Annotated in this window: 10 protein-coding genes; 6 read left to right on the forward strand and 4 right to left on the reverse strand. The window is 71.4% G+C overall.

Translation table 11 applies throughout. The annotated features are described in order from the left end of the window. Positions 1-28: 28 nt before the first annotated feature. The 4 genes from ACRWK8_RS15575 to ACRWK8_RS15590 all read right to left on the reverse strand — a co-directional run bounded on the left by ACRWK8_RS15575 (position 29) and on the right by ACRWK8_RS15590 (position 4,722). A complete protein-coding gene (locus ACRWK8_RS15575) occupies positions 29-703 on the reverse strand; it encodes a type II secretion system F family protein (protein WP_378743426.1) in 675 nt (224 codons plus the stop codon). Continuing rightward, positions 691-1,884, reverse strand: coding sequence for a TadA family conjugal transfer-associated ATPase (locus ACRWK8_RS15580; protein ID WP_431871132.1), 1,194 nt, complete (start codon positions 1,882-1,884; stop codon positions 691-693). Before ACRWK8_RS15580 ends, ACRWK8_RS15575 begins: the two co-directional genes overlap by 13 nt. Before the next feature lie 17 nt (positions 1,885-1,901). Further along, entirely contained in the window at positions 1,902-2,957 is a 1,056-nt protein-coding gene (gene ssd / locus ACRWK8_RS15585; protein WP_378743427.1) for a septum site-determining protein Ssd, read from the reverse strand. A gap of 952 nt (positions 2,958-3,909) precedes the next feature. Next, positions 3,910-4,722 (reverse strand): Fic family protein, encoded by an 813-nt coding sequence (locus ACRWK8_RS15590; protein WP_378743428.1) that lies wholly within the window; start codon positions 4,720-4,722, stop codon positions 3,910-3,912. 205 nt (positions 4,723-4,927) lie between these two features. Here ACRWK8_RS15590 and acs point away from each other — a divergent pair, with 205 nt between their 5' ends. The 6 genes from acs to ACRWK8_RS15620 all read left to right on the forward strand — a co-directional run bounded on the left by acs (position 4,928) and on the right by ACRWK8_RS15620 (position 12,971). Further along, on the forward strand, positions 4,928-6,898 hold the full coding sequence (gene acs / locus ACRWK8_RS15595) for an acetate--CoA ligase (RefSeq protein WP_431871116.1): 1,971 nt from the start codon (positions 4,928-4,930) through the stop codon (positions 6,896-6,898). A gap of 223 nt (positions 6,899-7,121) precedes the next feature. Beyond that, a complete protein-coding gene (locus tag ACRWK8_RS15600; RefSeq protein ID WP_378743430.1) occupies positions 7,122-7,610 on the forward strand; it encodes a phage holin family protein in 489 nt (162 codons plus the stop codon). Positions 7,611-7,616: 6 nt separating this feature from the next. Further along, a complete protein-coding gene (locus tag ACRWK8_RS15605) occupies positions 7,617-8,561 on the forward strand; it encodes an alpha/beta fold hydrolase (RefSeq protein WP_378743431.1) in 945 nt (314 codons plus the stop codon). A 7-nt stretch (positions 8,562-8,568) separates the two neighbouring features. Then, a complete protein-coding gene (locus ACRWK8_RS15610) occupies positions 8,569-9,084 on the forward strand; it encodes a DUF309 domain-containing protein (RefSeq protein WP_378743432.1) in 516 nt (171 codons plus the stop codon). 624 nt (positions 9,085-9,708) lie between these two features. Beyond that, the gene (locus ACRWK8_RS15615) at positions 9,709-12,138 is read left to right on the forward strand and encodes a sodium-translocating pyrophosphatase (RefSeq protein ID WP_378743433.1); all 2,430 of its coding nucleotides are present in this window, start codon (positions 9,709-9,711) and stop codon (positions 12,136-12,138) included. Between the two features lie 347 nt (positions 12,139-12,485). After that, entirely contained in the window at positions 12,486-12,971 is a 486-nt protein-coding gene (locus ACRWK8_RS15620) for a SixA phosphatase family protein (protein ID WP_378743434.1), read from the forward strand. The last annotated feature ends 271 nt before the right edge of the window (positions 12,972-13,242 follow it).

A 13,242-nucleotide genomic window follows, 5' to 3' on the forward strand; every position in this document is an offset into this window, starting at 1 on the left:
TTCCGCGTTCTTCCTCGCCGGACCGGCTTCACGCCACCGCTCCCCGGACCATGCGCAGGGTCCACCAGGCGCCCAGGAGGTCCAGCAGCACCCCGGCCCCCAGACAGAGCAGGCCCACGGGTGTGGTGAACAGGAACACCAGTGGTGAACCGCCCAGCCCCGCCGACATCGCCATCCCCACCAGCGGCAACCCGGCCAGGACCAGTGCGGTGGTGCGCGGACCTGCGGTTCTGGCCCACACCTCGCCGCGCTGCTCCTCGCGTTCGGTCAGGCTCTCCGCCAACTCGTCCACCACCCCGGCCAGCCCGGCACCGGTCTCCGCCGCCACCTCCCAGCAGGCGGCGAGGTAGGCGAGCGCCCACAGGCCCTCCTCCCGTTCGGCGGCCCTGCGGAGTGAGGCCACGTCCGACACCGCGCCGACCACCGGGCCGGTCTCCAGGACCGCGACCCGCAGCGCCGTCTCCGGGGGCTGCCCGGAGCGGAGCTCGACCGCCATCACCCGGCAGAGCTGGACCACCGCCCACCGTCGTTCCGCCGCCAGGGCGCGGCGGATGAGCGGCGATGTCGGGCGGAGCCGGGGGAACCGGAGAACCGGGCGCGGGCGCGCGGGCACCAGGGCCGCGATCCGGTACCAGCCCGTGGGCGCGGACCAGGCCAGAGCGGCGGCCAGCGCGCACACCACCAGGAGGGTCACCGTCGCCACCCCCGCCCCAGGCGGGCCGCCACCTCCTCGGCGCCGGGATGGTCGTGTCTGCGCCCGTCCGCAGTGAAGGAGACCGCCGGCTCGGCCCGCACCAGGCCGGAGTCACCCTGGCGGAGGACCCGGATCTCGGACAGGCGGCGCCCTCCGTGGTCCCGGACCAGGTGGACCACCAGGACCCCGGTGGCGGCGAGCTGGCTGTGCACCGCGCCACGGCTGAGCCCGGCGGCGCACCCCATGGCCTCCACCCGGGCGGGCACCTCCTCCGCCCCGTTCGCGTGCAGGGTTCCGGCGCCACCTCGGTGCCCCGTGTTGAGGGCACCCAGCAACGACACGATCTCCGGGCCGCGCGCCTCACCGACCACGAGCCGGTCCGGTCGCATCCGCAGGCCCTGACGGACCAGCGTCTCCAGGGACACCTCCCCACTGCCCTCGATATTGGCGGGGCGGGTCTGGAGGCGCACCACGTGCGGGTGCTCGGGGCGGAGCTCGGGGGAGTCCTCCGCGAGCACGATCCGTTCCTCGGGGGCCACCAGGGACAGCAGTGAGGAGAGCAGCGTGGTCTTCCCCGTTCCGGTCCCGCCGCTGACCAGGAAGGGTTCGCGCCGGGAGACGAGGGCGCGGAGCAGGTCCGCGCCCGAGGTGGTCAGGGTGCCGCTGGCGGTCAGCGCCCCGAGTCCGAACACCCTCCGTGGCGGGATCCGCAGGGACAGGCAGGCCCCCTCGGGGGCGATCGGCGGCAGTACCGCGTGCAGCCGGGCGCCGCCGGGAAGGCGGGCGTCCACGTAGGGAGCGGCCGCGTCGAGGCGGCGTCCCGCCTGGAAGGCGAGCCGCTGGGCGAGCCTGCGGACCTCGTCCTCGGAGGCGAAGCGGACGTCGCGGACCCGGCGCAGCCCCTCCCCGGAGTCGACCCAGACCTGGTCCGGGCCGTTGACCAGGACGTCGGTGACGTCGGAGGTGAGCAGCTCCTCCAAGGGGCCGGCCCCGGACAGGTCGGCGGCCAGCCGCCTGGTCATCGCCAGCAGTTCCCGGTCGCCCAGGGCGCCGCCCGCAGAGCGGATCGCGGTGGCGACGTTGGCCGGGGTGACCGGCGCGCCGGATGCCACGAACCGGTCGCGGACCCGTTCCAGCACGGAGTCCTCGGCAGGGGGCTCCGTCGTCCGGGCGGGCGCCCAGTGGGTCAGGCGGTCCCAGACGGCGTTCACCGAGCCACCCGGTCGTGGACGAGGGAACCCACGACCTGGTCCGCGTAGCGGGCCAGCGGCGAGCGGGGGTGCCGGGCGGGGACCTCGCCCACGCGCAGGGTGCGGGACAGCCCCGGTTCCGGGGGCAGGTCGGCGCCGAGCTCCACTCCCAGAGCCGCGGTGACCACCCCCGTGGACAGGCCGCCCCCTGCCCCGCGCACCACCGCGCGCACCCGTGCGGTCTCCTGCCGCAGGCGGTGGGTCATCCGCGCGGCGGAGACCACTGAGTACACGTCGGCGGGGACCACGACGAGAACGAGGGTGGAGTGGTTGAGGAAGACGGTGGTCCCCGGGTCGAAACAGCGGGGGAGGTCCGTCACCACCAGGTCGGTGCCCCGACGGGCGGAGTCCAGCGCGGCCCGTGCCGCACCCACGGGGAGCGGGTGCCCCTGTTCGCCGCCGTCGCGCCGGGCCCAGGTGAGCACGTCCACCCGGCCGACCCGGGGCAGACCGTCCCGCAGGGTCCGCCAGGGCACGCGGCCGCGCTGGCGGAGCAGGTCGGCCCAGCCGGTGCGGGTCCGTGGGTCGCTGTGGTCGCACCCCAGATAGACGTCGGGTCCGCAGCCGAGCGGATCGGCGTCGAGCAGGGCCGTGGCCAGTCCGGCCCTCTCCCCGGCCAGGGACAGGGCGGCGGAGAGGAGGCTGGCCCCCGCGCCGCCGCGACCGCCGACCACCGAGACCACGGGTGCCGGGGAGCGGTCGGAGACGGAGGAGAACAGGTCGACGAGGGCCGACTCGTCCCTCGGTAGCAGGTGGACGCCCTCCTGACGGGTGCCTTCGGTGTCGTGGGCGACCACCGCGACCCGTGGGTGGGGCGGGGGTCCGGCCGCGCGCAGGGCGGGGTCCAGGTCGTGGCCGACCACGACGAGCGGGGAGCCGCTCCACGCGCGCAGGGCCTGTTCGGGGTCGGGGGCGACGGTGACCTCGGTGGCGGCGGCCGCCGCCAGCCGGAGGAGGTCGTCGAGGAGGTCGGGGTCTGCGGTGGCGATCAGGGTGCGCTGCGGGGCGTCCATCGGACCTTCCGGGAAGGGCGGGAACCTGTCCCTTCGACCTTCGCCGAAGCGGGGGCGCGGCGGAAGCCACACGTGCGCGCCTGTGGATAACCCGGGGCGATGTCCGTGGATGACCCCGCGCGGTGACCGATGGCGGGGGAGGGGCGTCGGGGACCGGTGGCCCCACCCGGCGGGCGGGACGCACGTACGGGGGCTGTCGTGCGTCCCGGCCCGTCAGGTGAGACGGAGCGGACGTCGTCGAGCGGACCCCACAGGGGGAACTGGGGGCCACTCGGTTCCGGCCTCGGGGGGACAGGCCGGGGCCCGCTCTCCGGGGAAGGGTCCATCGGAGCGTGGTCCGTACGCGCGGAACCCCGTGCGGGTTCCGGTGTTCGTACTTCTCGCGAGGAACGACGATGATTCGCGGGCGCAATGTCCGTATTGGCGGCTTGTGTCCTTTAGGACGAGTAGCCCGGAGTTTTGGCCCGTCGCTGTCGACCCTTCGCGCGACTCCAGAACAGACGCTATCACGAGACCCTGAGTATGGGTTCGGGAATCCAACAGAAAAACTTCGCCCCGCCACCTTTTGGAAGAAGGGTTCCCGGGCCACAAACAAAGGAGACGGTCCCTGAGGGGGCTCCCACGTGTGGGTCGAGAAGCCGCGTGACCCCCGATCCCCCGGGGCTGGGGCGAGCTTGGGAAAGACGAGTTTCTCCAGGTCGGACTATATGCGGTGGCATCTGCTAACACGATCCCGCCTACCGTGAACGGCACCCCGGACGGTCTTCTGGAGTGCCGTTCACATGCACGTGCATGTGCGCGAGCAATCAGGAAACATTCGCGCACGGTCAAGCGTGATCGAAATGAGACGCGTTCGCGGCATTGCCTGTCGGCAAAACACCGAGTGGAGTGAACTGGCGATTATCCGAGAGCCCGAACACGGTTCGTCGAACGCTGTTCGGTTCCGCTCGGATCAACCGCGCTTGAGCGCCTCACACGTGGCGAGGGAGTCCTGGGCGCCGGCCCGCACCGCGCGGCAGCAGTACACGACCCACTCCGCGACACCGTCGGCGGTGCCGGACATGTACGCGCGCAACGCGGGGGCGTACTCGTCCCTCAGGGTCTGGTGACCCAGCTCCGACGTGACCAGCGACTTCGGGTCCAGGCCGCGCTCCACCAGGGTCAGCCTCTCGGCGGCGCGCGCCACCAGCCCGTCCCCCCAGCCGAACGGACGGATCGCCATCAGCTCGCCGTGCACCAGCGCCGACGTCACCAGGGCGGGAACCTTCGTCCGCGCGCCGAGCAGCGCGTACAGGCCCTCCAGCCGGGCGGCGGCCTCCGCCGCGCTCGGGGCCGGACCCAGGTCCAGCGGGTCCTCGACCCGCTCACCCTCCAGCCGGGGGCGGCCCAGGGCGTCCTCGGAGACCGCGTCGGCCGCCGCCAGGGTGTGCAGCCGCGCCAGCGCCTGCCGGGGGGCCTGGGGCCAGGTGTCCACCATCGTGCCCAGCTCGCCGCCGACACGGAGCGCGCCCTTGATCCGGGTGTCGTACACGTGCCCCTCGCGGATCTCCTCCATCGAGACCTCGGCGCCCTCCAAGGCGGCCGACGCGCACGCGCCCCGCAGGGAGGACTCCATGGACACGTCACTGCTCCGACGGCGTAGGACGCGGTGCCCCAGCAGCCTGTCGACCAGGGTCCGCGTCTCGTTCACCGCGTCGCTCACCCCCGGAAGACCGGCGATCCGGGACAGTGGGTCGGACGGGGATGCAGAAGTCGATTCGCTCACGAAAACCAACACTACGCGTCGGTAACACCGAGCGCTCCACGGCCCGGGCGGGCTCCACGGGAACCGCTCGTCGCGGACCGGCGACCGTTCACCGACCGTTCGTCGCGCGCCCGCGCCACGCGGTCGCTGTACGCCGACCCGGCTGTTCCCCCGGTATGGACCACATGATTAGGCTGGACGCACAGCCGACGTAAGGAGAATCACAGTGGCCGACAGCACTCCCCCGAGCCAGGAGACACTGTCCAACCTTCTCCACGAGACCAGGAGCTTCCCGCCGCCCGCGGATCTCGCGGAGAACGCCAACGTCAAGGCCGACGCCTACGACACGGCCAACGGTGACCGCCTGGGTTTCTGGGAGGAGCAGGCCCGGAGGCTCCAGTGGGAGCGGACCTGGGACACCGTCCTGGACTGGCAGCCGCCCTACGCCCAGTGGTTCGTCGGGGGCCAGATCAACGCCTCCGTCAACTGTGTGGACCGGCACGTCGACGCCGGTATCGGTGACCGCGTCGCCCTCCAGTGGGAGGGGGAGCCCGGCGACAGCCGCGCGATCACCTACGCCGAACTCAAGGACCAGGTCTGCCAGGCGGCCAACGCCCTCACCTCGCTGGGCGTGACCAAGGGCGACCGCGTCGCCATCTACATGCCGATGATCCCCGAGACCGTCGTCGCCATGCTCGCCTGCGCCCGCATCGGCGCCGTGCACATGGTCGTCTTCGGCGGCTTCTCCGTGGACGCCCTCGGCCAGCGCCTGGACGACAGCCAGGCCAAGCTGGTCATCACGGCGGACGGCGGCTACCGGCGCGGCAAGCCCAGCGCCCTCAAGCCCGCCGTCGACGGCGCCGTCGCGGACCGCCCGGCCGTCGAGAACGTCCTCGTCGTGCGCCGCACCGGTCAGGACGTCGAGTGGAACGAGCGCGACGTGTGGTGGCACGACGTCGTGGAGACCGCCAGCACCGAGCACATCCCCGAGGCCCACGACGCCGAGCACCCGCTGTACATCATGTACACGAGCGGCACCACGGCCAAGCCCAAGGGCATCCTGCACACCACCGGCGGCTACCTCACGCAGGCCTCCTACACCCACTGGGCGGTCTTCGACCTCAAGCCGGAGACCGACGTCTACTGGTGCGCCGCCGACATCGGCTGGGTGACCGGCCACTCCTACATCGTCTACGGCCCGCTCTCCAACGCGGCCACCGTCGTCATGTACGAGGGCACCCCGGACACCCCGCACAAGGGCCGCTTCTGGGAGCTCATCGAGAAGTACAAGGTCACCATCGCCTACATGGCGCCCACGGCGATCCGCACCTTCATGAAGTGGGGCGACGAGATCCCCGCCGAGTACGACCTCTCCAGCCTGCGGGTGATCGGCTCGGTCGGTGAGCCCATCAACCCCGAGGCCTACATGTGGTACCGGAAGAACATCGGCGGCGGGAAGACCCCGGTGGTGGACACCTGGTGGCAGACCGAGACCGGCGCGATCATGGTCAGCCCGCTGCCCGGAGTCACCTCGGGCAAGCCCGGCGCCGCGATGCGCGCCATCCCGGGCGTCGTCGCGGACGTGGTGGACGAGGAGGGCAAGTCCGTCCCGGACGGCGAGGGCGGCTTCATCGTGATCCGCGAGCCGTGGCCGTCCATGCTGCGCGGCATCTGGGGCGACGACCAGCGCTACAAGGACACCTACTGGTCGCGCTTCGAGGGCCTCTACTTCCCGGGTGACGGGGCCAAGAAGGACGAGGACGGCGACCTGTGGCTGCTCGGCCGCGTGGACGACGTCATGCTGGTCTCCGGCCACAACATCTCCACCACCGAGGTGGAGTCCGCGCTGGTCTCCCACCCGAAGGTCGCGGAGGCGGCCGTCGTGGGGGCCGTCGACAAGGTGACCGGTCAGGCCATCGTCGGCTTCGTCATCCTGCGCGGCGGTGCCGAGGAGGTCCCCGCGGACCTGGTCCAGGAGCTGCGCAACCACGTCGGCACGTCGCTCGGCCCCATCGCCAAGCCCGCGCGGCTGCTCGCCGTTCCCGAGCTGCCCAAGACCCGGTCCGGCAAGATCATGCGGCGCCTGCTGCGCGACATCGCGGAGGAGCGGGAGGTCGGTGACACCTCGACCCTGACCGACTCGTCGATCATGGACGTGATCGCCAAGCAGCTGCCCTCCGCCAGGAAGGGCGACTGACCGGTCCGACCGCGCGACCCCGCGCGGCGTTCCCGGCCACCGATCGGCCCGGACACCACGGCGCCCCGCCCCTTCCGAAGGGACGGGGCGCCGTTCCCGCTCACCCACGTGACGAAACCGAAGCCTCCGGTTTTGCGTGCCGTGAGAGACACGGGAGGGAGGGCATGTGCGAGGATGCGGAGGATCATCCACGTGTACGGACCGAGAGAAGGGAACCCCCACGATGGTGGACAAGCCGGGTACCGGCCGACCTGGCACTGCCAGCGACTCCGACCGTTCCATCGGTGAGCTGGTCTCCGACGCCACCGACAACCTCTCCCGCATCGTTCGGCTGGAGATCAGGCTCGCCAAGCTCGAGGCCAAGGCCGATGCCACCAGGATCGGCAAGAGCGTCGGTGAGTTCGGGGCCGCGGCCTTCGTCCTCCACCTCGTCCTGATCCTGTTCTCGGTCACCGTGGGGCTCTTCCTCGCCGAGGTGGTCGGGTGGGCCTTCTGGCTCTCCTTCCTGACCGTCACCGGCTTCTACCTGCTGATCGCCGCCGTCCTCATCCTGGTCGCCGTGATCAACCTCCGCCGCCGCCAGGGGTTGGCCCGCACGGCGGTCACCGCCTCCCGGCTCATGGGCATCCTGCGCGGCGACATCCGCCCGCCCAGGGACGGTGCGGTCGAGACCGTCGCGGACAGCGAGACATCCGAACCCGCCAGCCGATAGTTCCCGGTGCTGGACGACTCGGCCGCCTACGTCGACGGCCCCTGGACCCACCGGACGGTCAGCGCCGCCGGTGCCCGGTTCCACGCGGCCGAACTCGGTGAGGGCCCGCTCGTCCTCCTCCTGCACGGATTCCCCCAGTTCTGGTGGGCGTGGCGCGCCCAGCTGACCGGTCTGGCCGAGGCCGGATACCGCGCCGTCGCGGTCGACCTGCGCGGCTACGGCGCCAGCGACAAGACCCCGCGCGGTTACGACCTCGTGGGACTGGCCCAGGACATGGCGAGCCTGGTCCGCGCGCTCGGCGCGGCTGACGCCGTCGTCGTCGGCCACGGAGTCGGCGGACTGGTCGGCTGGACCATGACCGCCCACCACCCCGGGGTGGTACGCGCCCTGGCCGCCGTGTCAGCGCCCCACCCCCGCCGGGCCGCCCGTGTCCTGTTCTCCGGGGGGCCGGGCACCCCGCACCTGCTCCGTGCCCAGGTGCCGGTCCTGCCCGAGCACCGACTCCTCACCGACGGCTGTGTCCGGGTGGGCGAGCTCCTGGACTCGTGGTCAGCTCCCGGATGGCCGGACCCGGAGACGGCGGAGCGCTACCGCCTCGCGTTCGCCATCCCGAAGGTCTCGCACTGCTCGCTGGAGTACCACCGCTGGATCTTCCGGTCGCGGTTCCGCGCGGACGGGTTCAGGTACGGGATGAGCATGCGGCACCCGGTGGGTGTCCCCGTCCTCCAGGTCCACGGGGCACTGGACCGGGTGTGTCCGCCCGGGGTGGCCCGCGCCTCCCGCGGGTTCGTGCGCGGCCCCTACCGGTGGGTGGAGGTGCCGGGCGCCGGACACTTCCCGCACGAGGAGCGCCCGCGCGAGGTGGAGCGCGCTCTCGTAGGGTGGTTGCGGGAAGTCGACGGTGGACTCGGTGTCACGGGTGACCGGGGCGCCGACGGCGAACGGCGGTGAGGAACGTATGACCAGGGAACCCCGGCCCGGGGCGGACGGCGTCCGCGATCGCAACGAGTCCGGCCAGGCTCAGAACCAGCGCCCGCGTGACCGCTACGGCCGCCCGATGCCGCACGGCGGTGTCGGTGAGGTCGACCGGGTGCCCGACGACGCGGTGTTCACCGTGGAGGAGGGCATCGCGGAGGCGCAGCGCCTGCTCGACGGCGGTTTCGCCTTCACCGCGCACGAGGTGCTCGAAGCCGTCTGGAAGTCGGTTCCGGACCCGGAGCGGGAGCTGTGGCGGGGCCTCGCGCAGACGGCGGTCGGCGTCACCCATGCCCAGCGCGGCAACCGGGTGGGCGCGGCCCGGCTGCTCAGACGTGGCGCGGACCGGGTCGAGACCTTCGGGCCGGACGCACCCCACGGGGTGGACGTGGCCGGAGTGGCGGCGTTCGCGCGGGGACTGGCCGACGACCTCGACTCCGGTGTGGCGACCTCGGGGGACGGGATCGACGCCTCCGGGATGCGGCTGCGTCGAGCGTAGTTCCGTACGGTCCGACAACCGTTCCCTTCGCCTCTCGGTTCCGGGGGAGGGCCCCACCCCGTGCCCTGGATCGGGGCGGACCAGCGCGTAGCGGTGTGGAACCTCGTCGTGTACCGGGGCGGGCGCGGTTCGGATGTTGCGCCTGGGTCCCGTGTGTTGGATGAGGCCAAAGGGGCAACTTCCATGTTCCAGGCTTTATGCGTACTTTAACGTTAACATCGAGTTAACGCATTATGCGAGCCTATGCGAGCTCAACAATGCCACTGAAGGCATTTATCCGATTCCCAGGATCACCGTGAGATCACATCTTTCATCTCTCTTGGACAAATGCCGAATCGACCCTCTGCTTTATTCGGTTCCGTGCGTAGAATCCCGGGATCACCGTCCGCGCGTGCGTGACTGCGGGCGGCGTTCACCACACAGGAAGGTGGCACCGCTTCGACCCCGGCAAGCGTGCCGTCGATCCAGTTCAGGAGCCTTCGGACGGCGGTACGTCCACGGCGGTGCGCGGCACCGGAGCCCACGTGGCCGATCGCCCGCGCACCTCCGACCAGGGGCCGAAAAGGACGTGCCCGTCTCAAGGAGGACGGATTGTCTGGGCTCAACCTCGCCACGGGAAGTGGCATGGCACTGGCACTGGAGGGCCGGGACCTCACCCTCGTCATCCTCGTCATGGTGGTCGCGCTCCTCGCGCTCGCCGTCGCGGGGATGCTGGTTCGTGAGGTACTCGCCGCCGGCCAGGGCACCGAGCGAATGCGCAACATCGCGGTCGCGGTACAGGAAGGAGCCGCGGCCTATCTGAAACGACAGTTCCGCACCCTCGCGGTCTTCGTCGTCGCCATTCCCCTTCTCCTTCTGCTGCTCCCGGCCGACACATGGGCCATCGCCATCGGCCGGTCGGTCTTCTTCGCGCTCGGCGCGCTGCTCTCGGCCGCCACCGGGTTCATCGGCATGTGGCTCGCGGTACGCGGCAACGTCCGCGTGGCCGCCGCCGCCCGGGGAGGCACGGAGAGCGACAACCACACCGCCATGCGGATCGCCTTCCGCACCGGCGGCGTCGCGGGCATGATCACCGTGGGCCTCGGCCTGTTCGGCGCCGCCCTCGTCGTGCTCCTCTACCGGGGCGACGCCCCCATCGTCCTGGAGGGCTTCGGCTTCGGCGCCGCCCTCCTCGCGATGTTCATGCGTGTCGGCGGCGGCATCTTCACCAAGGCCGCCGACGTCGGCGCCGACCTCGTCGGCAAGGTCGAACAGGGCATCCCCGAGGACGACCCGCGCAACGCCGCCACCATCGCGGACAACGTCGGTGACAACGTGGGCGACTGCGCGGGCATGGCCGCGGACCTCTTCGAGTCCTACGCCGTGGTGCTCGTCGCCTCGCTCATCCTCGGCCGCGTCGCCTTCGGTACCGAGGGCCTGGTCTTCCCGCTGCTGGTCCCGATGATCGGTGTCCTCACCGCGATCATCGGCATCTTCATCGTGGCGCCCAGGACCCGGGACCGCAGCGCGATGACCGCGATCAACCGGGGCTTCTTCATCTCCGCCGCGATCTCCGCCGTCCTGGTCACCGTCACGGCCTTCTGGTACCTGCCCAGCAGCTTCGAGCAGATGTCCGGGGTCAGCGACACCGTCCTCCAGGAGATCGCGGACGCAGGGACCAACCCCGACCCCAGGTTCATCGCGATCGCGGCGGTCCTCATCGGCCTGGTGCTCGCCGCGGCCATCCAGCTGCTCACCGGCTACTTCACCGAGACCGACAAGCGTCCGGTCCGGGACATCGGGGAGAGCTCGCAGACCGGTGCCGCCACCGTCATCCTGTCCGGCATCTCCGTCGGCCTGGAGTCGGCGGTCTACTCGGCCCTGCTCATCGCGGGTGCCGTGTACGCGGCCTTCCTCCTCGGGGGCGGGTCCATCACCCTGAGCCTGTTCGCCGTCGCCCTCGCCGGAACGGGCCTGCTGACCACGGTCGGCATCATCGTCGCGATGGACACGTTCGGCCCGGTCTCCGACAACGCCCAGGGCATCGCGGAGATGTCCGGGGACGTCGAGGGCAAGGGCGCGGACATCCTCACCGGGCTCGACGCGGTCGGCAACACCACCAAGGCGATCACCAAGGGCATCGCGATCGCCACGGCGGTCCTGGCCGCCACCGCCCTCTTCGGCGCCTTCCGCACCTCGGTCCAGGAGCGGCTCGGAGGCACCGACGTCTTCTCCCTCTCCCTGGACCAGCCCGACGTGCTCGTCGGCGTCATCATCGGCGCCAGCGTCGTGTTCTTCTTCTCCGGCCTGGCGATCATGGCCGTCGGCCGGGCCGCGCAGCGCGTGGTCCTGGAGGTGCGCAACCAGTTCCGCACCCGTCCGGGGATCATGGACGGCACGGAGAAGCCGGAGTACGCGCGGGTGGTCGACATCTGCACCAAGGACTCGCTGCGGGAGCTGGTCACCCCCGGTCTTCTCGCGGTCCTGGCGCCCATCGCGGTCGGCTTCGCCTTCGGGTACGCCCCGCTCGGCGCCTTCCTGGGCGGCGCGATCGCCGCGGGCGTGCTCATGGCCGTGTTCCTCTCCAACTCCGGCGGCGCCTGGGACAACGCCAAGAAGCTGGTGGAGGACGGTAACCACGGCGGCAAGGGTTCCGCCGCCCACGAGGCGACCGTCATCGGTGACACGGTCGGTGACCCCTTCAAGGACACCGCCGGACCGGCCATCAACCCGCTGCTCAAGGTGATGAACCTCGTCGCCCTGATCGTCGCGCCCAGCGTGGTGATCTACGCGGACAACGTCGCCCTGCGGGTCGGGGTGACCGTGGTCGCGGTCGGTGTGCTGGTCGGCGCCGTCCTGTGGTCGAAGAACCGTGGGTCGGGTACCGAGACGGACCTGGCGGAGACCAGCGGTGCGTCCGCGCCCAAGGACGCCCCGGAGGCAGGTGACGGTGGTGCGGTCACCGGAGGCGGGGACCAGGACACCGACGTCGCGGGCGGGGACGCCGCCGCTCCGGCGAAGGAGGACGGCGAGCGCAGGGAGGAGGCCCGCGCCGGGGAGGCCAACCAGGGCTGACCCGAACCACGGGTGACGAGGGCGGCGACGCCCGAAGCCCCGGTCCGCGGTGACCGACCAGGCCTGAGGCCCGGTCCGGGCCACCGGGCCGGAACGAACAGGTGGCGCGGCCGTCCGGAACCGACCGGGCGGCCGCGCCGCGTGTGGTGAGGGCGCGGTACCGGACATCAGGGGCACACCTAACCTGGGTGGACGCGTCCGTGCGGGACCCGGCGGAGCGGTCAGACAGCGGGGACAGCCAGAGCGAGGGAGTGGGCCTTGTCCGGGATGAAGGGTTTGATGGTCATCGTGGGGGTGATGCTGGGCTTCATGGCCCTGCTCGCCATCGTCGCGACGGCGCTCGCGTCATGAGCCGCACACTGTTGCTCATGCGCCACGCGCAGGCGGAGGACGGTCACGGGGTGATCGACCACGATCGCTCCCTCACCGGCAGGGGCAGGGAACAGGCCGCACGGGTGGGGCGGGTCCTGACCGAGCTCGGTCACGTCCCCGACCACGTGATCTGCTCGACCGCCGAGCGGACCCGCCAGACGCTGGACGGGGTCCTGGGTGCCATGGACCCGAACACGGGGGCGGATGTGGCCGTCGACTACTCCCGGTCCGCGTACCTGGCCGGGGTGGACGAGTTGATGGAACTGGTCAACCAGGTCGACGCCGACGCCGACACCGTCCTGGTGGTGGGTCACAACCCGACCATCGCCCAGGTGGCCGCGTCGTTCGTCGGCCCCGAGGCCCTGACGGCGTTCTCCCCGGCGACCGTGGCGGCCGTGTCACTGGAGGTGGAGTGGCTGTACGCCGCCCCGGGAACGGGAGACGGACGGGTCCTCACCTGATGTGACCCACGTCATGCGCGGAACCGTTTGCGCCGCTCCGACCCGAGGGGTAATGTTCTCCGAGTCGCCTCCGACCGGCCCAAGGTCGCAAGGAGGGACCAGGATCCTCTCGGTCGAAACGAACACGGGCTCTCCGTGGGCGTGATCAGATCTTCGAGTCAGACAATCTCCGAAACACAGCGGTTCGAGCACTGCTCGGGCCATGTAAACTCGGAGAGTCGCTTCAAGGAAACGAGCAAAAGCCGCAAGGTAGCAACTCGGAACCAAACGG

This window comes from Nocardiopsis eucommiae (assembly GCF_965344335.1).
Classification (GTDB): Bacteria; Actinomycetota; Actinomycetes; order Streptosporangiales; family Streptosporangiaceae; genus Nocardiopsis; species Nocardiopsis eucommiae.

Coding starts and splice junctions, on each gene's coding strand:
- ssd (WP_378743427.1), bottom strand. CDS start 2,957: ATGGACGCCCCGCAGCGCACCCTGATCGCCACCGCAGACCCCGACCTC.
- ACRWK8_RS15610 (WP_378743432.1), top strand. CDS start 8,569: ATGACCAGGGAACCCCGGCCCGGGGCGGACGGCGTCCGCGATCGCAAC.
- ACRWK8_RS15615 (WP_378743433.1), top strand. CDS start 9,709: ATGGCACTGGCACTGGAGGGCCGGGACCTCACCCTCGTCATCCTCGTC.
- ACRWK8_RS15620 (WP_378743434.1), top strand. CDS start 12,486: ATGAGCCGCACACTGTTGCTCATGCGCCACGCGCAGGCGGAGGACGGT.
- ACRWK8_RS15600 (WP_378743430.1), top strand. CDS start 7,122: ATGGTGGACAAGCCGGGTACCGGCCGACCTGGCACTGCCAGCGACTCC.